Origin of the sequence: Mucilaginibacter aquaedulcis, assembly GCF_030409325.1 — a bacterium.
Taxonomy (GTDB): Bacteria; Bacteroidota; Bacteroidia; order Sphingobacteriales; family Sphingobacteriaceae; genus Mucilaginibacter; species Mucilaginibacter aquaedulcis.
The window spans coordinates 402,806-427,723 of the sequence record NZ_JAUFPR010000008.1 but is presented as its reverse complement, the minus strand read 5'-3'; the positions used below and the strand labels follow the sequence as shown (position 1 = coordinate 427,723).

General features: G+C 40.8%; 25 protein-coding genes. 14 read left to right on the top strand and 11 right to left on the bottom strand.

The window, feature by feature from the left end:
- Positions 1-236: 236 nt before the first annotated feature.
- Positions 237-425 carry a hypothetical protein gene (locus QWZ01_RS25930; RefSeq protein WP_290328714.1) on the bottom strand — a complete coding sequence of 63 codons (189 nt, stop codon included), beginning with the start codon at positions 423-425 and terminating at the stop codon, positions 237-239.
- A 269-nt stretch (positions 426-694) separates the two neighbouring features.
- Here QWZ01_RS25930 and ettA point away from each other — a divergent pair, with 269 nt between their 5' ends.
- The gene (ettA, locus tag QWZ01_RS25925) at positions 695-2,377 is read left to right on the top strand and encodes an energy-dependent translational throttle protein EttA (RefSeq protein ID WP_290328712.1); all 1,683 of its coding nucleotides are present in this window, start codon (positions 695-697) and stop codon (positions 2,375-2,377) included.
- A gap of 266 nt (positions 2,378-2,643) precedes the next feature.
- Positions 2,644-3,711 carry a branched-chain amino acid aminotransferase gene (locus QWZ01_RS25920; RefSeq protein ID WP_290328710.1) on the top strand — a complete coding sequence of 356 codons (1,068 nt, stop codon included), beginning with the start codon at positions 2,644-2,646 and terminating at the stop codon, positions 3,709-3,711.
- A 164-nt stretch (positions 3,712-3,875) separates the two neighbouring features.
- On the opposite strand, the gene QWZ01_RS25915 is transcribed toward QWZ01_RS25920, so the two are convergent.
- Positions 3,876-4,430, bottom strand: coding sequence for a histidine phosphatase family protein (locus QWZ01_RS25915; RefSeq protein ID WP_290328708.1), 555 nt, complete (start codon positions 4,428-4,430; stop codon positions 3,876-3,878).
- 48 nt (positions 4,431-4,478) lie between these two features.
- Positions 4,479-4,760 (bottom strand): ATP-dependent Clp protease adaptor ClpS, encoded by a 282-nt coding sequence (locus tag QWZ01_RS25910; RefSeq protein WP_290328706.1) that lies wholly within the window; start codon positions 4,758-4,760, stop codon positions 4,479-4,481.
- A gap of 116 nt (positions 4,761-4,876) precedes the next feature.
- Between QWZ01_RS25910 and QWZ01_RS25905 the strand changes: the two genes are divergently transcribed.
- A complete protein-coding gene (locus QWZ01_RS25905; RefSeq protein ID WP_290328704.1) occupies positions 4,877-5,767 on the top strand; it encodes a hypothetical protein in 891 nt (296 codons plus the stop codon).
- Positions 5,768-5,941: 174 nt separating this feature from the next.
- Here QWZ01_RS25905 and QWZ01_RS25900 read toward each other — a convergent pair whose 3' ends face one another.
- A complete protein-coding gene (locus QWZ01_RS25900; RefSeq protein ID WP_290328702.1) occupies positions 5,942-8,662 on the bottom strand; it encodes a TonB-dependent receptor plug domain-containing protein in 2,721 nt (906 codons plus the stop codon).
- A 184-nt stretch (positions 8,663-8,846) separates the two neighbouring features.
- On the bottom strand, positions 8,847-9,383 hold the full coding sequence (gene dcd, locus QWZ01_RS25895) for a dCTP deaminase (RefSeq protein ID WP_290328700.1): 537 nt from the start codon (positions 9,381-9,383) through the stop codon (positions 8,847-8,849).
- 242 nt (positions 9,384-9,625) lie between these two features.
- Here dcd and QWZ01_RS25890 point away from each other — a divergent pair, with 242 nt between their 5' ends.
- The 3 genes from QWZ01_RS25890 (at position 9,626) to QWZ01_RS25880 (ending at position 11,741) form a co-directional block, all read left to right on the top strand.
- Positions 9,626-10,270, top strand: a complete 645-nt coding sequence (locus QWZ01_RS25890; protein WP_290328698.1) for a 4'-phosphopantetheinyl transferase family protein — start codon at positions 9,626-9,628, stop codon at positions 10,268-10,270.
- The gene (lipB, locus tag QWZ01_RS25885; RefSeq protein ID WP_290328696.1) at positions 10,270-11,025 is read left to right on the top strand and encodes a lipoyl(octanoyl) transferase LipB; all 756 of its coding nucleotides are present in this window, start codon (positions 10,270-10,272) and stop codon (positions 11,023-11,025) included. The genes QWZ01_RS25890 and lipB overlap by 1 nt, the downstream gene beginning before the upstream one ends.
- A 68-nt stretch (positions 11,026-11,093) precedes the next feature.
- Positions 11,094-11,741 carry an SGNH/GDSL hydrolase family protein gene (locus tag QWZ01_RS25880; RefSeq protein WP_290328694.1) on the top strand — a complete coding sequence of 216 codons (648 nt, stop codon included), beginning with the start codon at positions 11,094-11,096 and terminating at the stop codon, positions 11,739-11,741.
- A 21-nt stretch (positions 11,742-11,762) separates the two neighbouring features.
- Here the strand turns inward: QWZ01_RS25880 and QWZ01_RS25875 are convergent, their stop codons facing one another.
- Positions 11,763-13,190, bottom strand: coding sequence for an L-serine ammonia-lyase (locus QWZ01_RS25875; protein ID WP_290328692.1), 1,428 nt, complete (start codon positions 13,188-13,190; stop codon positions 11,763-11,765).
- A 126-nt stretch (positions 13,191-13,316) separates the two neighbouring features.
- Here QWZ01_RS25875 and QWZ01_RS25870 point away from each other — a divergent pair, with 126 nt between their 5' ends.
- On the top strand, positions 13,317-13,790 hold the full coding sequence (locus QWZ01_RS25870) for a DUF5684 domain-containing protein (protein ID WP_290328690.1): 474 nt from the start codon (positions 13,317-13,319) through the stop codon (positions 13,788-13,790).
- Complete coding sequence (locus QWZ01_RS25865) at positions 13,790-14,155, top strand: DUF2752 domain-containing protein (RefSeq protein WP_290328688.1); 366 nt, start codon at positions 13,790-13,792, stop codon at positions 14,153-14,155. Before QWZ01_RS25870 ends, QWZ01_RS25865 begins: the two co-directional genes overlap by 1 nt.
- Here QWZ01_RS25865 and QWZ01_RS25860 read toward each other — a convergent pair.
- Entirely contained in the window at positions 14,137-14,880 is a 744-nt protein-coding gene (locus QWZ01_RS25860) for an RDD family protein (RefSeq protein WP_290328686.1), read from the bottom strand. The genes QWZ01_RS25865 and QWZ01_RS25860 overlap by 19 nt on opposite strands.
- Positions 14,881-14,973: 93 nt before the next feature.
- Between QWZ01_RS25860 and QWZ01_RS25855 the strand changes: the two genes are divergently transcribed.
- From QWZ01_RS25855 to QWZ01_RS25830, 6 genes are read left to right on the top strand one after another with little or no spacing between them, the layout of a single operon-like run.
- Entirely contained in the window at positions 14,974-15,939 is a 966-nt protein-coding gene (locus QWZ01_RS25855; RefSeq protein WP_290328684.1) for a stage II sporulation protein M, read from the top strand.
- Positions 15,923-16,807 (top strand): hypothetical protein, encoded by an 885-nt coding sequence (locus tag QWZ01_RS25850; RefSeq protein WP_290328682.1) that lies wholly within the window; start codon positions 15,923-15,925, stop codon positions 16,805-16,807. The genes QWZ01_RS25855 and QWZ01_RS25850 overlap by 17 nt, the downstream gene beginning before the upstream one ends.
- A gap of 35 nt (positions 16,808-16,842) precedes the next feature.
- Positions 16,843-17,565, top strand: a complete 723-nt coding sequence (locus tag QWZ01_RS25845; RefSeq protein WP_290328680.1) for a hypothetical protein — start codon at positions 16,843-16,845, stop codon at positions 17,563-17,565.
- Positions 17,562-18,746 (top strand): DUF4350 domain-containing protein, encoded by a 1,185-nt coding sequence (locus tag QWZ01_RS25840; protein ID WP_290328678.1) that lies wholly within the window; start codon positions 17,562-17,564, stop codon positions 18,744-18,746. The genes QWZ01_RS25845 and QWZ01_RS25840 overlap by 4 nt, the downstream gene beginning before the upstream one ends.
- Entirely contained in the window at positions 18,736-19,713 is a 978-nt protein-coding gene (locus QWZ01_RS25835) for an AAA family ATPase (protein WP_290328676.1), read from the top strand. The genes QWZ01_RS25840 and QWZ01_RS25835 overlap by 11 nt, the downstream gene beginning before the upstream one ends.
- Positions 19,714-19,722: 9 nt before the next feature.
- Entirely contained in the window at positions 19,723-21,069 is a 1,347-nt protein-coding gene (locus tag QWZ01_RS25830) for a DUF58 domain-containing protein (RefSeq protein ID WP_290328674.1), read from the top strand.
- 37 nt (positions 21,070-21,106) lie between these two features.
- Here QWZ01_RS25830 and QWZ01_RS25825 read toward each other — a convergent pair whose 3' ends face one another.
- From QWZ01_RS25825 to secG, 4 genes are all read right to left on the bottom strand, one after another.
- Entirely contained in the window at positions 21,107-21,913 is an 807-nt protein-coding gene (locus tag QWZ01_RS25825) for a mechanosensitive ion channel family protein (RefSeq protein WP_290328672.1), read from the bottom strand.
- 347 nt (positions 21,914-22,260) lie between these two features.
- Positions 22,261-23,895, bottom strand: a complete 1,635-nt coding sequence (groL, locus tag QWZ01_RS25820; protein ID WP_290328670.1) for a chaperonin GroEL — start codon at positions 23,893-23,895, stop codon at positions 22,261-22,263.
- A 151-nt stretch (positions 23,896-24,046) separates the two neighbouring features.
- The gene (groES, locus tag QWZ01_RS25815; protein ID WP_076375713.1) at positions 24,047-24,322 is read right to left on the bottom strand and encodes a co-chaperone GroES; all 276 of its coding nucleotides are present in this window, start codon (positions 24,320-24,322) and stop codon (positions 24,047-24,049) included.
- 238 nt (positions 24,323-24,560) lie between these two features.
- On the bottom strand, positions 24,561-24,917 hold the full coding sequence (gene secG, locus QWZ01_RS25810) for a preprotein translocase subunit SecG (RefSeq protein ID WP_290328665.1): 357 nt from the start codon (positions 24,915-24,917) through the stop codon (positions 24,561-24,563).
- Position 24,918 lies beyond the last annotated feature (1 nt).

Genomic DNA, 24,918 nt, shown 5'->3' with positions numbered 1-24,918 from the left:
AAATAGTTTAAACATTTTAACATTTATTTGAAAGCAATGCAGCAAAACAGGCATTTCGTCACTATATATGACAATTAGGCATTAACTTGTCAATTGGTTAGATTTATACCTTATATACGTAAAACTACCCGTATCAGTTGCCATTATATACTGTTTAACGCAATAATAACATAACAAGTATAATTCGCTTTTTGCTTTAGCTTACGCTACATTTTTAATTAAAACCGCGTGATCAGTTAAGTGATAGTAATAATGCCCGATTTTTTGCCTTCGACATCACTATTTACAAGTCTCTCTTGCTGTGGTTTACAGGCGATTAGTGCGTAAATAAAATCCCCATTTGCGGAAAAAAATCTGCTCACTACTTGATATTTGACAGGGTTAATACCTGCGATATTTGCCTTACCACAAAACTCAGGTGGCATTACTACAGTTAATATATGTAAAGGTGCGATTTTTCTCCGCCAAAAAGACCATATAATTGTCAATAAGCAACTGAAATATAACACCTTACAACAAAATTATATTTAATTTCTGATGCGTAATTGGTAAAATAGGATAATGGTATTGAACTAAGTGATCAGCCCTGAACACGCCTTTTGGCTATAATGTTAATTTAAATTGTTTTAGCTTTTTACGCATTGCATTAATTACTCATTTAACAGATATTTGCCTCACTAATTATACTACCAGCATGGCAGACGAAAAGATCATATTTTCAATGGCTGGGGTTAGCAAGATCTATCCCCCGCAAAAAACAGTTTTAAAAAATATTTACCTGTCCTTTTTTTACGGGGCCAAGATCGGTGTTATTGGTTTAAACGGTTCGGGTAAATCATCTCTGTTAAAAATTATAGCAGGCATTGATAAAACCAATATAGGCGAGGTTGTTTTTTCGCCGGGTTATACCGTTGGCTACCTGAGCCAGGAGCCAGAGCTTGATCCTGAAAAAACCGTACGCGAAATAGTTGAGGAAGGCGTTGCCGAAACTACTGCCTTATTAAAGGAGTACGAAGAAATAAATGAGAAATTTGGTTTAGAAGAATATTACAGCGATGCCGACAAAATGGATAAGCTGATGACACGCCAGGGCGAACTGCAGGATCAGATTGATGCGGTAAACGCCTGGGAACTGGATACTAAGCTGGAGCGTGCCATGGATGCTCTGCGCTGCCCGGAACCTGATACTAAAATTTCGGTATTATCGGGTGGTGAGCGTCGCAGGGTAGCACTTTGCCGCCTTTTATTAAAAGAGCCCGATGTTTTATTACTTGATGAGCCTACCAACCACCTGGATGCCGAATCAATTGATTGGCTGGAGCAGCATTTACAACAATATAAAGGTACCGTTATAGCCGTAACGCACGACCGCTACTTCCTGGACAATGTAGCCGGATGGATCCTGGAACTTGACCGAGGTGAAGGCATCCCGTGGAAAGGCAATTATTCTTCATGGCTTGATCAGAAGGCTAAACGTCTGGCTCAGGAAGAGAAAAGTGAAAGCAAGCGCCAGAAAACACTGGAGCGCGAGCTGGAATGGGTACGTATGGGACCTAAAGGCCGTCACGCTAAATCAAAGGCCCGTTTAGGCAATTACGAAAAACTGGCATCTGAGGAAACGAAGGAACGCGAAGAAAAATTGGAGCTGTTTATTCCGCCGGGCCCGCGTTTGGGTAATGTGGTGATTGAGGCCAATGGCGTAAGCAAATCATACGGCGATAAATTATTGTTCGATAACCTGAGCTTCTCTTTACCTCCGGCAGGTATTGTGGGCATCATCGGGCCAAACGGCGCGGGTAAAACTACCCTATTCCGTTTAATCACCGGGCAGGATCAGCCAGATGCGGGTACTTTCCGTGTGGGCGAAACCGTTGCCTTAGGTTATGTTGACCAGATGCATGATGATCTTGATCCTAACAAATCTGTTTGGGAAAACGTAACCGGCGGACTGGAAACTATTATGGTAGGTAACAAACCATTAAACTCACGTGCTTACGTATCTAAATTTAACTTTAATGGTGCCGATCAGCAGAAAAAAGTAGGCGTACTATCGGGCGGTGAGCGTAACCGGGTGCACCTTTCTATCACCCTGAAAAAAGGATCGAATGTATTGTTGCTGGATGAGCCCACCAATGATATTGACGTAAACACGCTGCGTGCACTGGAAGAGGCTTTGGAAAACTTTGGCGGCTGCGCCGTAGTGATCAGCCACGACCGCTGGTTCCTGGATCGTATCTGTACACACATCCTTGCTTTTGAAGGCAACTCGCAGGTATACTTTTTTGAAGGAAACTATTCAGATTATGAAGAGAACCGCAAAAAACGCCTGGGTGATGTAGCGCCGAAGAGGATTAAGTATAAGAAATTGACGGTGTAATATTGAAATAAGACTTACGAAGTTTTAAAAACTTAGTAAGTCTTAAACCATCCGCTCGCCATTGTTTGATATCCCGAAATGACGCGTTTTTTATTTCTCATCTTTATCGGGAACTTTTTGCCCCCAACTGAATTTAACTTCCCCGTTAATTTCCTGTCATAATGTGCAAGTCTCCCCAAAAATATACCTAACTATCAATTCCTTATATCAACTCACTAAAAAAATTCCTAACTTGCCGTTTTCTAATATTATAAACACAAAAGGCCATGACTGAGACGCTGGACATCAAGATCACCAAAACCACTCACTCCCGTTTAGCTGAAACGGATTTTGACAACTTACCATTCGGAAAAACATTTTCTGACCACATGTTTGTGGCCGATTATGCTGATGGTGAATGGAAAAACCTCCAGGTCATTCCCTACGGCGAAATTGGGCTTAGTCCGGCAATTTCTGCATTACATTACGGCCAGGCATTTTTTGAAGGTTTAAAGGCCTACAAACATGCCGATGGCAAAGTAACTATTTTCCGTCCCGATAAAAACGCTATCCGCTTTAACAAATCGGCCGAGCGTTTATGTATGCCGACACTGCCCGAAGAAATATTTTTACAAAGTATGGCAGCCGTAGTTGATATTGACCGCGACTGGGTGCCATCAAAAGCAAACCATGCGCTGTATATCCGTCCGTTCATGTTTGCTACAGACCCATACCTGGGTGTAACACCATCATCAACTTATAAATACATGGTGCTTGCAGGCCCGGTTGGCCCTTATTTTTCAAAAACACTGCGTGTAAAAATTGAAACATACTACACCCGAGCTGCCGAAGGTGGTATGGGCTTTGCAAAGGCTGCCGGCAATTATGGCAGCTCAATGCTGCCAGGCCGTAAAGCAGCGGAGGAAGGCTTTGACCAATTAATATGGACAGATGCTAAAGAGCATAAATATATTGAAGAAATGGGCGCGGCTAATGCCATGTTCCTGCTTGACGGTAAACTGATCACCGCCGAAGCTAAAGACACTATTCTGGATGGTGTAACCCGCGATACTGTAATTGCTTTAGCTAAAGAATGGGGCATTCCGGTTGAAACCCGTAAGGTTTCTGTTGCCGAAATAATTGAAGGTGCCAAAAATGGTAAACTTACAGATGCTTTTGGCGCAGGCACTGCAGCAACTATCGCCTCTGTTGGTTCTATCAGCGTTGATGGCGAGGAGTATTTCCTGAACGATCCTAAAACTCGCGAGTTTTCGCAAAAAGTATTAGCTACGCTTGATGCTGTAAAATATGGCAACGCTCCTGATACTTATGGCTGGAACTACCTGGTAGGTTAATAAATAAAAATTTAACCACAATAAAAAAAGGTGCGTCAAATGATGCACCTTTTTTATTAAAATAATATTGGATGTCATGCTGAGCCCGTCGAAGCATGGTGAACAGGGCCTCTTCGCTCGATCCTTCAACAAGCTCAGGATTACAGGCCTCTCTCCTTCTGCTCTTAAAAACTACAACCTTCCGCAGGCTTTATTCCTTCCTTGTCGACAGTTAAATAAGGCTTGCCTTTTTTAAAGCCCACTATCCAGATGGTATCAAAATCATCATCCGGCCATTGCAGGTTGCCAACTTTTAAGCCAAGAGCTTTTAATACAGGCTTTAGCTGGCTGTGTTCCCACACAATAAGGATGGTTCCTTTTTTACTGCTTAACTCCGAAGCTATGCCTTTAGCATCTTCTTCTTCAAATGCACTGTTAATAGCTAAATTGTACTTAATAGCAAAAGGTGAAATAGTTTGGAACATACGCCCCCTTGAGGTAGATTTCCCCTGATTTAACGCCGGTACATAAACACGATCGGGCAATCCAAATTTAGCCTTTAATACTTCGGGTAACTTCAGGGCCCGGTTTAATCCCGCGCAAGACAGGTTATCGCCATCAGCGGGCTTTTCTGCATGGCGGATAAAGATCAGTTTCAGATTTTTACTTTGCGCATTGGCACAAGATACCAGGCACACTGTAAACAATATGAATAAAAGGGATAAAGCTATTTTTTTCATGATAAGGATGTGATGCAGAACCCAGACACTCTTAAACTCATCACTCATCTATTCTACACTAACAGTAAGGCCTTCCTGCTGTAATATTTTACGGTATATTTCCATTTCGGTAAATGACCCCTCCAACACCGGGCATTTGCCTTCATTGTGCACTTTCCATGCTATTTTTTCAGCCTGCGCTTCGGAGTAATCCAGGTATTTCATCATGCAGTGGATCACGTGATCAAAAGTATTAAAATCATCGTTCCATAATATAAGGCGGTGAACTTCTTTAAGCCCTGCCATTAACTCCTCGAGGGTAAATGTTTCTTCCTGTGTTTCGGTTGGCATACGTAACTACAAATTTACTTAAAACAAATAATAAATGTGTTAAAATTGTGTTTAATGGGCTTAAAAATCATGTTACAATAACTCCCGACCCTAAAACCCCTAAACTCCAAAAACTCATGAAAAAGGCTTCGTCCTATTTTATTTTAGCATCCAGCATGCTCTCATTTACAGCAGGTATAACCAAAGCACAAACCGGCAAATCTGCACAAACCACCTTACAAGCACCACCTAACATTATTACTGTTGATGGCAACCTGAAAGACTGGGGCGACAGTCTGCGTTATTACAACGATGAGAAGAAGTTTTATTATACACTGGCCAATGATAAAACTACACTTTATGCGGCTATTCGCATTCCCGAACGTATGGACCAGATGAAAACCCTGCATGCCGGCATTACCTTGGGTATAGATATTCATGGCAAAAAGAAGGAAACCTTTGCTATTACCTTCCCGCTTGCCGATCCAGGCTCGGCACCTGAGTTTCCAAAGCCACAGAGCGATAACGGAGAAATTACAAAAGAAGACCGTGATGAGTTGCTGCGTGAGCGTGTTACCAAACTCCGCAACATTAAGGTAGAAGGGTTTAAAGATATTGAGGGTGATATGATAACCACCTCAAATACATACGGCATTAAAGCAGCTATTGATTATGATGCACAAGGTAATCTGGTGTATGAGCTGGCTATCCCGCTTCAGTTTTTTCATGCGGATGAAAAAGATATAGCCAAAAACGAGTGGGCCTTTAACTTTAAAATAAACGGAGTTCAACGACCGGCAGGTGCAAACGGTAGCGCGAATAGTGATCATCAGAGCGGCGGCGGAATGAGTGGCATGGGAGGTGGCGGCGGCAGAGGTGGCCGTGGCGGCGGCATGGGAGGCGGCGGTGGTCGCGGTGGCAGAGGAGGCCGTGGCGGCGGTATGGGAGGAAACAGCACAGATGGAGCATCGCATAGTGAAATGTCAAAATCATCTGATTTCTGGGAGAAGTTTTACCTGGCCAAATAGTAAAATATTTCTGTTTTTGATATGCTGTTAATATGATGATCATCCCGGAACACTTACGAAGTTTTAAAAACTTCGTAAGTGTTTAAACAGTATATAAAAGAATATCAAAATTAAAAAGTCAAAAACCCTGATCAGATTTTTGACTTCTTAATTTTGAATTTTAACTTACTCCTCCTACTCTACCTTATATTTATAAACCTGCCTGCCCAGGTTACCATCGGCATCAATACCTTCAACAACAACCCGGTAAGTACCCTTGGCATCGGCATTGAAAAACGATATAGCAGCGTTCCCCTCTTTATCAGTTATGATAGATGGTTTCCAGTATATGGTTGACCTCAGATCCTGCATTTGAGTATTTGTTTTAGGATTATCATATTGCGGCGAATAAAACTCCCTTGCCTTATAATATCCCTTGGGCGAATAAGTAACCACGCCTGGAGCATAACGGTTGTAAACAGCTCCTTCATCTCCCCTTTTGGTGGTGATCACGAGCAATCCGTTTCCTCCTCTTGATCCGTATATGGCCGTGTTACCACCCGACCTCAAAACTTCGATGCTGGCGATATCATTTACAACCAGGTTATCCAAATAATCGCCCTCCATATAAATACCATCAACTATCAGCTGCATGGCACCGCCGCCCCGGGTAGTATATGGCCTGCCGTTACGAAATATTACCCCCAGGAGCCTGCCCTGTAATATGCTTGATAAATACGGGCCACCCATATTTTCCAGATCTTTATAGGTAAGTACCTGATCGGCATTGCCGGCGCCATTTAAATTAGCCGAGTGTTTTACAGCTGTGGTACGTACATCGCGCACAACAACTTCTTTCAGTAAAATGGTATGATTGCCAACGCCATATTTTACCTGTTCATCAAATAGCTTTTTACTGTTTTGCAGATAGGCCGGGCTAACTTCATTAATATTTACCTGAATATCGGGAGCGTTTTTATTTTTACTAACAACCTGCGGAGCAATATTATCCAGTTCAATATCCAGATTTTTCCTGTCCTTCGCCGTGCGGGCCTGTACCACAAACTTTATACTATCCCTGAAAACAAGATTACTAAAAGTAAATTTACCCTGATTATCTGATACGGTATCTAAAACAAAGGTTCCACCAGCGGTGGTAAACAAGGTAACTTTACCATTTGGAACCGGTTTACCGCCAAAGGTTTTTAAATGTCCTGTTACCTGTAACGTTTTCTCGGGTTGGTAAACAATTGGAGGGAAGGTATTATTGATCAATTGCTTCCACTCAAACCGACGGTAACCCTGGGTAAGCATCAGTACATCCAGATCGGCTTTGGTTTTTCCGTTTTCATTATTGAAATAGTAGCCAGGTTTTTCAATATAGCCTTTCAAATCTGACGTAAGCAGGGTATTTGACAGGATACTTTCTTCGGCTGTTTCATCAACAGGCACTTTTGACATATCAATAACCGAACCCGAGAAGCTACCCACCACTGGCTTATCTTCCTTATTTTTAGCATTCAGATTTATGGTAACCTTTTGCCGCGGAGCATATTGCTGACTTGCCGAAGATACGGCAACCTTAAGCTGATCATTACGCTGAATATAAACCAACCGCTCATTCAATGGTTCGCCCGATGCCGAAAATAATGTAAACTGAATAATACCCGACGGAAACTTACTTTTTGGCACAACGCCGTTAAAGGTTTTGGCACCGTCAGGACTTTTAGCTGCATAATAAATTTCGCCGCCACCCTGAGCCACCAGGGTAAGCCCACCGGCAGATGTTGCATTATGTAATATGGTACTTCCCGGGGATATTTTTACGGATAGATTATCATCATTTGAATTATCAATGCTTAATGCATAACCATTATCAACAGCAGCGGGCAAATTAAAATCCCCTGCAGAACCATCGGCATAGGTTACGTGTGCCTTATAAGTTTTCCCGATTTCGGGCTTAAGTTGAAATATGCCCATACCCAAATGAGTAGAATTAAACGTAGTAACCACTTGGTTTTGATTGTCAACAATATTCCCTTTGATATCAACACCTAAATCATCGGCCCCTACGGCTTTAAAGGCAACCTTTAAACTGGCACCGTTTACCAGATTTCCGCCCTCCGGAAAAAATTGCACATCAACCTGGTTTGATACAGCTTTTACAGCTATAACTTTGGTTGCTGTTTTTTTATTGGCCAGTTTAATGTTGGTTATAATGTGCCCGGAGCTGGCAACATTTGCCATTGGAGATATAAAAGCAACATCTATATTTCCTTTATCATTAGTAACGCCCTTACCCTTAGCAGCAGTTTTACCATTAAACTCAACCCGGTAACTTACTTCGTTGCCTGCATAAGGTTTGCCATCCAGATCACTATAATTTATGAGCGCCCTAACGTTTGGTTTTCCGTTCTGATCGCTGTAAGTGAAATTGCTTTTGGTAAATACGGTATTGCTTACACTATTAACAATGGATATGGTTTTATCAAAAAAGTAAGCATCCCCAAAATTACGCATCCAGTTGGTATAGGCTCTGATGCGGTAATTGCCTTCCTGCAGGGTATCCGGCAATGCAAAATCGCCATTTGCCAGTCCGCTCTGTAATGGAAGTTTAATACTGCGTTTTATAGAGTCGTTTTCATCAATGAGATCAACGTTTAAAATATCACTATATATAGATAGCTGGTGTTTGCTGCCAATGGTTACATAAGCCTTAAACCAGATATCGTCGCCAACGGCATAATAGGGTTTATCAAGATGGAGGTATACTTTTTCCTGCGGACGCTCGGAACGCCATTTATCAAGCTGGGCGATCAGTTTGCTTATAAAATCATCTCCGGGGCCAGTAAATCCAAAAATTGCGGTAACAACCAGGATCATGAACAAGCCGGCGGATATTTTTTTGTATTTCATGGTAATGCATTAATATTCAAGCTACACAAAATATCCAATAGGTGATGAATTTGTGTGAGGTTTTAGGTTTTTGTAAAAGTTAAATATACCACAAATCAGCCGTTGCTAAATCGCGGTTATAGAAACTATTTTGCGGTTTGACGGTGCCTAAACCATAAGGTTTAATGACATTAAAAAAAATTCCTTAAAATTTATTCTTCCACATCATGCTTTCAACCGGGCGTGTTGTGGGGTTGTTATATTTAGCGTTGTTTTTGGTATTGTACATGGTTTCAATATCGCCCTCAACTACAAAATAAATCAGCTGTCCTATGGGCATACCGGCGTAGATGCGCACAGGTTGGGCGCATGAAATTTCAAGTGTCCAGGTGTTGCAAAAGCCAACATCACCTTTACCGGCCGTGGCATGAATATCAATGCCCAAACGGCCAGTGCTTGATTTTCCTTCCAGAAAAGGCACATGACGGTGTGTTTCGGTGTACTCCATGGTAACCCCCAGATAAAGCGTATTTGGCTGTAATATAAAGCCATCTTTAGGTATCTCAAAACCATCAATCTCATTATGCAGCTTTGCATCAAGCACCCTGTCGCGATAGGTAGCCAGGTGTTTGCCCAAATGTACATCGTACGAGTTGGTACCCAGGCATTCGCGTTTAAAGGGTTCAATTATAATATGGCCTTTTTCAATTTCCTCAAGAATGCGCTTATCTGATAATATCATGCTGGGGCTAAATTATAATTAATTAAAACAATTGGCAATACAAGGTATCAAGTAATTCTGTGTTAGTATTTGATAATTAGTATCAAGTAGTTAGTATCAAGTATCACGACAGCTCCATTATATCATTTTTTAAACTTAACTACTTAATACCTGATACTAACTACTTGATACTTTATCACTAAAATATTTTAATTAAATTTATTTGACATAAGTTTGCCACCTATTTTGCAACTTTACTTATTATGGCAATAGCATACAGGCAGCGTATTGATGACGATACCGAATTTGCACTCTGGAAAATTGAAGAGGAGGCTAACGACCTGTACAACCAATTACAGCTTGACGAACAGGAAAAAGCGTATGTTGAAAAACTAAGCAATGGCAAACGTCACTTGCACTGGCTTGGCACCCGCGTACTACTGCGCAAAATGCTGCATACTGATGAATATATTGACTGCAAAGTTGATGCCCACGGTAAGCCTTACCTGGTAAATTTGCCATACCATATTTCATTAAGTCATTCTTTTGATTATGCTGCCGTGATGATCAGCAAAACCCATAAAGTGGGTATTGATATTGAACAAATTAAAGAAAAGGTGGAACGTATTGCCGGCAAATTTATGCAGGCCGACGAACTGGCCTTTATTGAAGAACAACACAGAATTGAGCAGCTATACGTTTGCTGGTGCGCTAAGGAAGCTGTTTATAAATGCAACGGGGAGAAAGAAGTATCATTTGCTGATAACATTTTTTTAGATCCGTTTAACTTTGAAACCAAAGGGCAACTCAGTGCCCATCTCCATAAAATAGATATCAGTCTTGATTATACCGTAAACTATATGCAATACGAAGATTATATGATAGGTTACGTAAAGGGACAAATGTAATGAAGAATAAAAAAGTATTTTTTCAGGACTGGGGTTTGATCGACTATCAGCAGGCCTGGGATAAACAGGAAGAACTGTTTTCTGCATCAGTAAAAACCAAACTTAATAACCGCAATTCCGAACTGGCTTATGAAGCGGCAGCCAAAACACTGGTACCAGCCGATACCTTTGAGCCTTTTACACCTGATGAAGTTTTTAACTACCTGGTATTTTGCGAACACCCGCACGTGTATACCTTAGGCAAAAGCGGCAAGCCCGAACATTTACTGCTCGACGAACAGGGATTAAAAGACAAGCATGCCGTTTACTATACCATTAATCGCGGCGGCGATATTACCTACCATGGGCCCGGGCAAATTGTATCATACCCGATACTTGACCTCGACAACTTTTTTACCGATATACACCTTTACCTGCGTAAGCTGGAAGAAGCTGTAATACTCACCCTTGCCGATTATGGCCTGCAGGCTGGCCGATACCCCGGTTACACCGGCGTTTGGTTTGATGCTGATAATGAGAAAGCCCGTAAAATATGTGCCATGGGTGTACGCTGCAGCCGCTGGGTAACCATGCATGGCCTGGCCTTTAACATCAATACCGATCTGGATTATTTTAATAATATAGTTCCCTGTGGTATAGACGATAAGGCAGTAACGTCTATGCAGAAAGAATTAGGTAAAGAAGTTGATATAAATGAGGTTAAAAAAATCCTGAAACATCATATTTCCGTACTATTTGGTATGGAGATTTTATGATGAAAGCATTCTTTTTAATTTTACTATCAATAAGCAGTCTTTCTGCTTGCTCAAAGAACATTGGTTCGATGGAATCAAACATAACTGCACCTATGCCTCAAATACCTATTGTCGACACATTAAATTACCTTGCCCTTGGCGATTCATATACCATTGGTGAATCGGTAGCTGCCAGTGAATCATTTCCGTATCAGCTTGCTGCTTTACTTCCTGGTCATAAAGTAAACACACCTACCATTATTGCCAAAACCGGGTGGACAACCGACCAGCTTGTATCTGCCATTGACAATAGTGATATTAAAGATAAAACCTATGATATTGTTACTTTGCTTATAGGTGTGAATGATCAGTATAGCCGTGGCAGTCAGGAAAACTACCGTACAAAGTTTATACAGGTTTTAAATACAGCCATCAAATTTGCCAAGGGCGATAAAACCCGGGTGTTTGTACTATCCATACCTGATTATGGAGTAACTCCATTTGCCAATGGTAAGGAAGCCATTATTGGCCCCGAGATTGATCAGTTTAATAACATCAACCGCCAGGCAAGTGCCAATGCAGGTGTCCATTATATAGATATAACACCGATATCAAAACAAGCGGCTGATAACCTAACCCTGATTGCTAACGACGGACTTCACCCATCTGCCATTATGTACCATTATTGGGTTGAACAACTTAAACCGGTTATAATCAGCCGACTTAATAAAAAATAATTTGTGAATTATATACTTTAATTAACACTCCGGCAAACTGATGGGGATGTTAATGGCCAGCCCGCCATCGGATGTTTCCTTGTATTTAGAGTTCATATCAAGCGCGGTTTGCCACATGGTTTTCACTACGGCATCTAAACTTACCTTGGCTTTTTCCGGGTTACTTTGCAAAGCAAGCTGCGACGCGGTGATGGCTTTAATAGCGCCCATGGTATTGCGCTCTATGCAGGGTATCTGCACCAGGCCGCCTATTGGGTCGCAGGTTAAGCCGAGGTGATGCTCCATAGCAATTTCGGCAGCCATCAATACCTGCCTTTGTGTGCCACCCATACATTCGGTTAAAGCTGCAGCAGCCATCGCCGATGATACGCCGATCTCGGCCTGGCAACCGCCCATAGCTGCCGATATGGTGGCACCCTTTTTAAATATGCTACCTATCTCTGATGCTGTTAACAAAAACTGGATGATCTTTTGCTCGCTGTTGCCGTCGCAAAAAGTAATGTAGTATTGCAGCACTGCCGGTATCACCCCCGCGGCACCGTTGGTGGGAGCCGTAACCACTCTGCCAAACGAGGCGTTTTCTTCATTCACAGCAAGCGCGAAACAACTAACCCAATCCAGTATATTTTTAAATCCGTCGCCGGTTTGGCGTATGGCAGCAACCCACTCCTCATAGTTGGTATAGGTACGATTGCCGATCAATTTACTATTGAGTTTAAAAGCGCGACGGGCTACGTTTAAGCCGCCAGGCAATTGGCCGGTGGTATGGCAGCCCCGGTATATACACTCCTTTAAGGCCTTGAAGATATTTAACACACCTGTGCGGGTTTCCTGCTCGCTGCGCCAGGCAAGTTCGTTCTCCATTACCACTTCCGATATTTTTAAACCGGTTTTGATACACCAATGCAGCAGGTCGGCAGCGGTATCAATAGGAAAAGGCAGATCAACCTCCTGCTTGGTTGGGCCGGTGGCCCCTTCTTTTACCACAAAGCCGCCACCGATGGAATAATAGGTTTCGGATACGGCCCTTCCGTTATTTAAAAAGGCCTGAAAAGTTACCGCATTAGGGTGAAATGGCAAGCTCTCGTTAAATAAAAACAGCAGGTCATCCACTACAGAAAAATTAATTTCCTGTTTACCTGTTAACTGTAATTTATGGGTATTAGTTATGGCCGAAATTTTGGGAACTATCTGGTCAACCTCAAAGGTTACCGGATCATCTCCGCTAAGGCCCAGGAGTATAGCTATATCTGTACCATGCCCCCTGCCGGTTTTAGCCAATGAACCGTATAATAATATCTTTACCTGTTCAACCATAGGTAACAGCCCCTGTTCTTCAAGTCCTTCAGCAAACTGCTGCGCAGCCCGCCAGGGGCCAAGTGTGTGCGAACTGGAAGGCCCTATGCCTATCTTAAACATATCAAAAACCGAAATTTGCTCTCTCTGCATCAGGTCAAAATTATAAATAAAATATCATTCGTACTTTGTAATAAAAGGACTATGTATTTAATTTTCATCCAAATATTTTATATTTTGCAGTAACAAACTAAACCGTTTACTTAAACCAAAAACCAAATGCAAAATTATGACCCTTCTTCGGCGCCATCATCTGCCGCGCTTGCAGCCATGTTTGGCGCATTTTTAATCCCTTCGCTCATTGTTGGTATTATCTCTATCATTGGGATGTGGAAAGTATTTGAAAAAGCAGGGAAACCCGGATGGGCAGCCATTATTCCGATATATAATGTTATAGTTTTACTTGAAATTGTTGGAAAACCAGTATGGTGGATAATATTATTCTTAATACCGTGCATTAATATCATATTCGGCATCTGGACACTTAATTTATTAAGCAAAAGTTTTGGCCAAAGTGAAGGCTTTACAGTTGGCCTAATATTATTGGGGTTTGTTTTTTACCCATTACTTGGCTTCGGAAATTATCAATACCTGGGCCCTGCCGGAGCTGGTGCGGGAGCAGTTGGGTTTAAACCGTTTGACCCATCAAAAGATTATAAAGATCCTTTTAATACAAACCCGCCGCAGTCTTAATGTCGTCGGGTTATCTTCAAGTGAAAATATTTTGCAGTCAGTTGAACTTTGTTCACTGGCTGCAAAATCATTTAATCCCCTGTCCATTCAAATATATAACCGGCATTGATTGCCCCGGATGCGGTTTCCAGCGATCAGTGATGGCCCTTTTTCAAGGCGATCTTCAAAAGAGTTTTGCTTTATATCCTCCGGCAATTCCTCTGCTCCTGTTTTTTGCTTATGGCATAGCTGATGCTTTTATAAAGTTAGATACCCCGACATCGGCCGTAAAGAAAACCTTATTTATGTTTGTAGGCAGTATAGTGTTGGTGAGCTATGTGGTTAAAATATGGGGCTTTTATGTCCTCTACAAAACATCAGCCTGAGCTATGATATGGCTGTAATCTTTAACAATAGTTTGCAGAAATAACATATCATTCATTTCGGCAGGAGGCGTAACATTTAAAAGTTCCTTAATACGCTTTGCCATGTTATAAACCAACATACTGTTCCGGCTTTTTATATAGTTATTGATCACTTCATTAATCAACTCTATATCCTGCTCACTTAGCCTTGCTGCCTCGTTAAAAATGGGTTGATAATCATCAGCTTCAGGCTTAAAGGCAATATTGTTCATTTTAGTGCGCGGGTTAGTACGGATAAGTGTTGTACCAGCCACCATATCACCAAGCCGTTGTGATTTGTCTGATACGGCAACACAGATCAACCCACACACACCTCCGCTTAAAGTAAAATCAACTATGCGGAACAGCCAGCGCAACAGGTATTGCCCAAACTTTGGGCGTGCACCATCAAGACTTACTACTTTAATTTTCATTATACGCTTGCCCACGCTCTGGCCTCCCATCGCGGTTTCGCACACCAGATCATAGAAGACATATAAAACACCGATGATCAGAACAACAATCCCTATCAACATATCCTGACTATGATTTATACTTCCGGATAAGCCTATAGTCATAAATGTTGTGAAAAAAATAACTACAAATATTCCTACATCAATTATATAGCCCACCATACGTTCGCCAGCTCCGGCTACCTCATAATCAATATCTATATTCTGTGAAGTGGTTATCCTTATGGTTTGCATGCAGTAAAAATATAAAGATAAATATGCTTTTTTTTGTTGATATATGTATATTTTCTAATTATTTTAAACCAATATTAAATATACCGGGTATTCATGCGCGAACCGCTTTTTGTTAAACAAAACTCCACTAAATGGACAAGCTTTGAGCAATCGCCAACTGACGACCCTGACGAACTTGCTGATCGTTTTATACAAATTACCGATGATCTGGCATATGCCAAAACCTTTTATCCTAAATCAAAAACTACGGCATATTTAAACGGTTTGGCGGCAGGGCTGCATCAATCCATCTACAAAAACAAAAGCGAGAAGAGCAACCGTTTCCTCACCTTCTGGAAATACGAATTACCATTATTGTTTAAAAGTTATCACAGGCAGCTGCTTTATTCCTTTTCGTTTTTCATGATCTTTTGCCTTATAGGGGCACTATCGGCTAAATATGATGAAAACTTTGTTCGCCTTATTATGGGTGATAATTATGTGGATATGACCAATGCCAACATACTCAAAGGCGATCCGTTTGGTGTTTACAAAAGCGGCAACGAGGTAAGCATGTTTTTTTCAATAGCGGCCAACAACATTTATGTTTCGCTGGTAACTTTTGTAAGCGGCATCATATTTACGGTGGGCTCGATTTTCTTTTTATTTCGCAACGGGTTAATGCTGGGTTCGTTTCAGTATTATTTTTTTAGTAAAGGATTGGGCATACAATCAATCCTGGTGATATGGATACACGGCACTTTAGAAATTTCCTCTATCATTATAGCAGGCGCGGCAGGCATTATTCTGGGCAACAGCATTTTATTCCCAAAAACCTTTAACCGTATGGTTTCGTTAAAAAAAGGTGCCAGAGATGGCATGAAGGTAGCTGTAGGCATTATCCCTATTTTAATTGTGGCGGCTTTTTTTGAAGGCTTTGTAACCCGGCATACAGAAATGCCCGTTTGGCTCAGCATAACAATTTTAGCATTATCGCTAATATTTATGATATGGTATGTAATTATATACCCTAACAAAATTTATAAAACAACCCAAACCTATCATGCAACCCAAAGTTGAGTTAGCCAGAATACGTGATTTTGGCGAAATTATAAACGACACCTTTCTATTTGTCAGGCAGAACTTTAAGCCTCTGCTGAAATACTTTTTTATTTTTTGCGGTATTTTTATTGCAGGCAGCATTATAAGTGCAAGTCTTATGCAACTCAAAATGGTGGGTGCCATGAGCAGCATCAGCAGTGGTACTTACAACAGGGAATACCGGCCATCCATTTTTAACTTTTTTGGTATTGAGTACGCTTTCACTATCATTTTCGCATTACTGAGCTTTGTAACTATGCAGGTTACTATTTTAAGCTATATAGCTTTATATAAGGCTAAGGATAAACAAATACCCACCTCCGAGGAAATGTGGGGATACATCAAATATTATTTTTTGCGTGTATTAGGCAGTTCCATTTTACTGAACATACTTATTGTTTTTGCATTGCTTTTTTGCATTATACCGGGCCTTTATCTTGCCCCCATATTTGCATTGATATTTCCGATCATGGTGATGGAAAACACCAGCTTTGGATATGCCTTTAACCGTTCGTTTTATTTGATCAAAGAAAACTGGTGGGTAACCTTTGGTTCGCTTATAGTGATATGGATAATTTTTTATGTGTGTATGATGGTAATTACTATCCCGGCAACTATCATTAACACCATGAGCTTGGTTTTGCATTATTCATTTTCAAAACCGGCCGCTGTAGCAACAGCTGTCCTTCAGCATGCCTGTCAAATATTCACGGTGTTACCTATAACCACTTTGTGCCTCTGTTACTTCAATTTAACAGAAAGTAAGGATGGCACAAGCTTGTTAGATAAAATAAATAAGATGAGCACCACAAACCCTGATACCGATTTACCGCCCGAACAATATTAATGATGCCGCGCCTGCTTTGTATTATTCTTTTTGTATTGTCTGTTCATTCAGTGCAAGCCATTGTGGTGGATAAACCCGCAAAACATACTACGCCATTAATACTTAAAACAGATAGCTCAACAGTAGCTGTGCGTTATTTAGACAGCACTTCATTAAAAGCCTATACCACGCTACCCGAATTTCAATATAAGGATGATCTGCAAAAAGATCCGTCCTGGTGGACTCGCTTTTGGGCCTGGTTCTGGAATCTGTTTAAACCCATCAAAATCAATAAGCACGATCCCAGTCCTTTTCTAAAAATATTACTCAATGTGTTTAAGTATTTGATTATTGCCTTGGGCATAGCTACCGTGTTTTTTATGGTGCTTAAACTGGCTGGTATTAATATGCTGAATATTTTCAGGCGAAAACCGACGTTGGCAGGCTTGCCATTTACCGAGTTATTAGAGGATATTCATGATATTGACTTTGATAGTGAAACCGAAAAAGCTATAACGCAACATAATTACCGTTTGGCTGTTCGGTTGCTTTATCTAAAATGTCTTAAACAACTCAGCGATGCCGATTTAATAAAATGGCAGATCGACAAAACAAATAACGCCTACATCAACGAACTTACTGATAGCGAAAAACGGCAATTTTTTAAAACCTTAACCCTCCAGTTTGAATATATCTGGTACGGCGAATTTCCTATTGATGCCCCGGTTTTTAAAAAGATAAGCACTTTGTTTCAGGATTTTAACAAGAGCATAGCATGAAAGATTTCAAGATCTATATCACTATTGCCAGCTTGTTAATTATTGGTTACTTGGTTGCACAATACAATAAGCCCGCACCGGCTAACTGGCTGCCTACCCTGGCTTATCATGACAAAATTCCTTTTGGAACGTTCATTTTACATGACCAGTTAAACCAAATATTTCCCGGGGCAGCTATCGTAAACACCAATAAGTCTGTTTATAATGCATTTCATAATAAAGGCCTGCATAATGGCAATTACATGATCATTGCCAAAAAGATAAGCCTTAACAAGTTTGATACAGATGAGCTATTAAAATACATTAATGCGGGCAACTCGGTTTTCATGTCGGCATTTGAGTGGCAGGGTTACCTTGCCGACTCACTGAAAATTGATACGCGTGAAGCTTATTCAAAAAAGAATGTGTCACTCAATTTTGTCAGCAGCCAATTAAAAGCACAACACAATTACTCATTTAGCCGCGATATTGTAACCCAATATTTTAGCGGGCTTGACAAAGCAATGGCTACCGCAATAAGTAAAAACGATGCTGATCAGTGTACATTGTTAAGCTATAAATTTGGCAAGGGCAGCCTTTACCTGTGTGCCACACCCGAGGTATTTACCAATTATAGCCTGCTTACCCAACAGGGTGCCGATTATGCGGCTAAAGCATTATCATACATGCCCAACGCCAATTATGTTTATTGGGATCAATATCAAAATGGCGATATTCCGGAAGATGAATCACCGCTGCGGGTATTTTTCGGCAACGCGAGTTTACAATGGGCTTATTACCTGAGCCTGTTCAGTATGGTAATATTTATCATTTATGAGGCAAAACGCAGGCAACGAATCATCCCGGTGATAGAACCCCTACAAAACTCGACAGTTGATTTTGTGACCGTTGTTGGCCAGGTTTATTACGAAAAACGCAACAACAGCAATATCGCGCATAAAAAAATAACTTATCTGTTAGAGCATCTGCGCGAGCATTACCGTTTAAAAACCAGTAAGCTCGATTACGAGTTTATTAGGCTTTTATCTCAGAAAACGGGCATCGACAGGCAGTTTGCTGACGATCTGATCAATGTTGTCAATTACATCAGCGTTCAGCAGCAGGTAACAGATATGGAATTAATAAACCTTAATAAACTGATAGAAAAGTTTTACAGCCAATCCGGATATAATGGAAAATGAAAATTTTGAACAAAGAACCGATCTGAGCAAACTAAGCGCCGCGGTTGATCAAATTAAAAACACACTTGCCCGCATCATTGTAGGGCAGCAGGAATCTATCGACCTGCTGATTGCCGGTATACTCGCCGACGGGCATATCCTGATAGAAGGTGTACCCGGAGTTGCCAAAACACTTACTGCCAAACTCCTGTCAAAAGCTATTGATGCCCAATACTCGCGCATACAATTTACACCCGATCTGATGCCTTCTGATATACTGGGTACATCGGTATTTAATCCTAAAAGTACCGAATTTAAATTTAAGCGTGGGCCAATTTTCGGCAACATTATATTGATTGATGAAATTAATCGTGCTCCGGCTAAAACGCAGTCGGCATTATTTGAGGTGATGGAGGAGCGCCAGATTACCATTGACGGCCAAACCTACAAAATGCAGGAACCTTTTACCGTACTGGCTACCCAAAACCCTGTGGAGCAGGAAGGAACTTATCGCCTGCCCGAGGCCCAGTTAGATAGGTTTTTATTCAAGATAGAGATCAAGTATCCGTCGCTTGCAGAAGAAATAACAATTTTAACGCAGCAACATCAGCAAAAAACAACAGATCAGCTCAGCGATATTTCACCTGTTTTATCCGCTGACGATATTATTGCTCTGCGCCAGCAGGTACGCACACTTCATGTTGAAGCAAAACTACTGGAGTTTGCTGCCAAAATTATTTACGAAACCCGTAATCATAAATCATTATTCCTGGGTGGGTCGCCGCGGGCATCGCTGGCGTTAATTAATGCGGCCAAGGCGCTGGCTGCAATAAGAGGGCGTGACTTTGTAACACCTGACGACATTATTTATATAGCTGCTCCCGTATTAAGGCATCGTATTATGCTTACTCCTGATAAAGAGATGGAGGGCGTAAGCCCTGACGACGTGGTAGCTCAAATTATACAGAAAATTGAAGTACCCAGATAATACACCTCTGTGAAAAATATAGTCAGCCTGTTTTATAAAAATCTCTTTTTAACCAACCGTTTATTTGGCGGCCTGGCTGGCTGTGTGGTGCTTTTTATATTGTCGTTCTTCTTTCCCTGGCTGGGTATCATCCCCCAACTTGTTTTTTGGTCACTGATTGCGGTAATGTTGATTGATATTATCTTATTATATAAAACCCCAAAAGGTGTATTTGCCAAACGGCACGCTCCTGAGCGGCTAAGCAACAGCGATGACAATGAACTGGGTATTTATATTGAAAGCTCTTATACATTTCCTATAAGTGCAGGCATTATTGATGAAATACCTTTCCAGTTTCAAAAACGGGATATATGGTTTAGAACTAACCTAAAACCGCGCGAACGCAAGCTCATCAATTATCTGCTGCGCCCAACCCGCAGGGGCGAATACGAGTTTGGCGATATCAGGGTTTACATTAAATCTCCATTAGGGCTTATCAGGCGTCGCTATAATTTTGAACAGACCGAAACACTACCTGTTTATCCCTCGTTTCTGCAAATGCGTAAGTATGAGCTGATGGCCATCTCCAACAGGCTAACCGATATTGGCATTAAGAAAATACGCCGCATTGGACATAGTATGGAATTTGAGCAGGTTAAAAACTATGTTGCCGGCGATGATTACCGTACCATAAACTGGAAGGCTACTGCAAGGCAAGGCAGCTTAATGGTAAACTCCTATGTTGATGAAAAATCGCAGCAGGTATACTGTATCATTGATAAATCAAGGGTAATGAAGATGCCTTTTGAGGGATTAAGTTTATTGGATTATGCTATAAATGCCAGCCTCGTGTTATCAAACGTAGCATTGTTAAAAGAAGACAAAGCCGGGCTGATCACTATATCTGAAAAATTGGGGGCAGTAGTACCAGCCGATAGGCGTCCCGCGCATTTGAATAAGATACTGGAGGTTTTATATAAGGAAAAAACCAGGTATCTGGAAACTAATATGGAGCTCCTGTACAGTACCGTTCGCAAGGTGATCAAACAACGCAGCCTTGTTGTATTTTTTACCAATTACGAAAGCATGAACGCCCTGCAACGGCAGCTTCCTTATTTAAAAAGGTTGGTTAAATACCACCTGCTCCTGGTGGTGTTTTTTGAAAATACCGAGTTAAAAACACTAAGCGAACAACCTGCGACAGATGTGGAGGGCATCTACATTAAAACTATAGCCGAAAAATTTGCCTATGATAAAAAGCTCATAGTAAAAGAGCTTGCAAAATATGGCATCCAGTCAATTTTAACCAGCCCGCAAAACCTTACTGTGAATACTATTAACCGTTACCTGGAGATCAAGGCTAAGCAGAAGATATAATTTACAGCGATAATAAAAGGTCTTGCTTCCTCTTCCCCTATCCTGCTTTAGGGAAATTGATGCCTGCAGTTGCAAGGTCTTTTATAATTTTTTCCTGAAGGGCAATTTTTACGGTTAAAAAGTTAGAAGGATTAACCCACACATTTACCAAAAACCGAATAGAATCAATCTCTAAACTGCTGATACCAATGCGCGAGGCCGGAGTTTTCAGCACGTTCCCCGTTGTATCAATGGCATTTTGTATTATAGTTTTTACCTGTTCAATATCGTTGGCATAAGCAACCTTTACGTCAAAATCCAACCGGCGTTTACCCTCACGGGTAACATTAACTATAACCTCATTAAATAATTTACCATTAGGGATGATAACGGTTTTGTTATCAGCTGTAAGCAACACCGTATAAAAAATTTGTATAGAAGTTACCTTACCATCCTGCCCCTGTGCTATAATGCTATCGTCGAGTTCAAAGGGTTTTAGTAAAAGTATCAAAACACCACCTGCGAAGTTTTGGAAAGTGCCTGACAGGGCCAAGCCTGCCGCCACACTAAAGGCACCAATAATGGTGGTAAATATGGTCATCTCCAACCCTATGATATTCATTACCCAAATAATGAGCAATACATACAGGGTGGTAATACTAAGACTTAAAAAGAAGGGTTGTAATGATGAGTGTATGCCTCTTTTGAGCATCCGGTTGCGAAGCCGGGTACGCAGGAATCTTATTACCCAAAGGCCTATAAAAAATATGATTATTCCACCAATATACTTGGGGCCGTGATCAAGCAGCCAGGTATGGAAATCTTTATAAAAGTCCTCTACTTTATACATACTCTTATCTTTCATAAACGATGAAAGCAAAAGTAAATTTATTTACCGTAAATGGTAACAAAAAGTTCCGGGCCTTTTATCAGTACCCAATCAACTATGGTACTGCGCACTAATTTTGATGTTTGAACTATGATTTTCATGGTATTGAACCTATTCAAATGCTATGCCTAAAAACTTAGCTTTAACATTTGTTATGCAAAAATACACATACATGTTACCTTAAATATTAAAAATTAATCAAATGATTAATTAATGACTATCCGTTTACGTTTACATGACTATGAGCCTGTATAAAAACAAAATCCCTGTCTGGAAAACCAGACAGGGATTTGTATTATTTAAAAGCATTAAGCTTGTGATAATTACATCATGCCGCCCATGCCGCCGCCGCCCATTGGTGGGCCACCAGCTGGAGCATCTTCAGGATCATCAGCCAATACAACTTCTGTTGTTAACAACATAGCTGCAATTGAAGCTGCGTTCTCTAAAGCTACACGACCAACTTTAGTTGGATCGATAACGCCTGCACCAATCAGGTTTTCGTATTTATCGGTACGTGCATTGTAACCAAAGTCGGCAGTGCCTTCTTTAACTTTTTGCACTACGATTGAACCTTCGATACCTGCGTTTTCGCAGATCTGACGTAAAGGCTCTTCGATAGCACGACGGATGATCTGGATACCAGTGTTCTCATCTTCGTTATCACCTTTAAGATCAGTTAAAGCAGCTACCGCGCGGATGAAGGCAACGCCACCACCTGCAACAATACCTTCTTCAACAGCAGCACGTGTTGCGTGTAAAGCATCATCAACACGGTCTTTTTTCTCTTTCATTTCAACTTCTGTAGCAGCACCTACGTACAATACAGCAACACCGCCAGATAATTTGGCTAAACGCTCTTGTAATTTTTCGCGGTCATAATCAGAAGTAGTTGATTCGATCTGAGATTTGATCTGGCTTACACGGCCTTTGATCTCATCGGCAGAACCTGCACCATTGATAACAGTAGTGTTGTCTTTGTCGATAACGATTTTCTCAGCAGTACCTAAGTAAGAAAGGTCAGCATTTTCTAATTTGTAACCTCTTTCTTCAGAAATTAAAGTACCACCAGTCAGGATAGCGATATCCTCTAACATTGCTTTACGACGATCACCAAAGCCTGGAGCTTTAACAGCAGCAACTTTCAGTGAACCGCGGATCTTGTTAACTACTAATGTAGCTAATGCTTCGCCATCAAGGTCTTCAGCAATGATCAACAATGGTTTGCCAGTTTGTACTTGTTTTTCAAGGATAGGAAGTAATTCTTTCATCGAAGAGATCTTTTTATCATAGATCAGGATGTAAGGATTTTCTAATTCTACTTCCATTTTGTCAGCATTGGTAACAAAGTAAGGAGAAAGGTAACCACGGTCAAACTGCATACCTTCAACAGTTCTAACTTCAGTTTCAGTACCTTTAGCTTCTTCAACAGTGATAACACCGTCTTTACCAACTTTAGCCATAGCTTCAGCAATTAATGAACCGATAACCTCGTCATTGTTAGCAGAAATTGAAGCTACTTGTTTTATTTTGTTATTGTCTTCACCAACAGTTTGTGACTGGCTTTGCAGATTTTTAACAACCTCAGCAACAGCTTTGTCAATACCGCGTTTCAGATCCATTGGGTTAGCACCAGCTGCAACGTTTTTAATACCAGCAGTTACAATAGCCTGAGCTAAAACGGTAGCAGTAGTAGTACCATCACCTGCAATATCAGCAGTTTTTGATGCAACTTCTTTAACCATTTGAGCACCCATGTTTTCTAAAGCATCTTTCAGTTCGATCTCTTTAGCAACAGTTACACCGTCTTTAGTGATAGCCGGAGAACCGAATTTTTTATCAATAATTACGTTTCTGCCTTTAGGACCTAATGTTACTTTAACTGCATTAGCTAAAATATCAACACCGCGTTTTAGGGCGTCGCGTGCTTCCACATTGTATTTAACTTGTTTTGCCATTTTTTTTGTTATTGAATTATCGAGTTATCGAATTAGTTATTTTAATTCTCAACAGCTCAATAATTAAGTTTTTAGATTTTTAATTGATCTCTTTTTGATTTAATGATGTAGAATAACTCCGCATCTGTTAAATCAATAATTCACTAATTAGTTACAGTACCGCGTAAATATCAGATTCGCGCATAATTAAATACTCTTTACCTTCATAAGTAATTTCGGTACCTGCGTATTTTCCATATAAAACCTGGTCACCAACTTTTACAGTTAAAGGCTCATCTACTTTACCATCGCCTACGGCAACAATAGTTCCACGCTGAGGTTTTTCTTTAGCGGTATCCGGGATAATAATTCCCGAAGCGGTCTTCTCTTCGGCAGCTGCAGCTTCCACCACAACTCTGTCTCCGATTGGTTTAATGTTTAATGACATAGTTATATCTGTTTATTTTATTTAAGTTTCATGTGGCATTCCTCATCAATTATGCCAAGCAAACGTAATGGCAAATATTGACAGGTTAAACTGTTGTAATGTCAGCTAAAAGTTATTTTGATTTTTAAGCTTAACAATATTTTAATACGTCCAGTGCCATCATGGCAGTTGGCATATTTAACAAAAAAGGCTTTGGAAAGCATTCCAAAGCCTTTTTTTATACTCTTCAAATTGATAATTACTTAGCCGGTTTATCAGCAGGTTTGCTTGCAGGAGCAGTTGGTACTGTAAGCGGTGCACTTGCAGGAGCTGATGGTTTTGAAGCTTTTTCAATTTGGTTACGCAAAGCAGGGTTATCGCTGCTTTCGCCGCCGCCTTTAACAGCAACGTTAATAGCCAATGATAAAACCATAACGCTTATAGCCAATACCCAAGTACCTTTTTCTAAAAAGTCGCCTGTTTTTTGAACACCCATGAGTTGTGATGAGCTTGAAAAATTTGATGACAAGCCTCCGCCTTTAGGGTTCTGGATCAGAACGATAAGCCCTAAAAGGATACAAGCGATAACTGTAATGATGATTAAAACTAAATACATT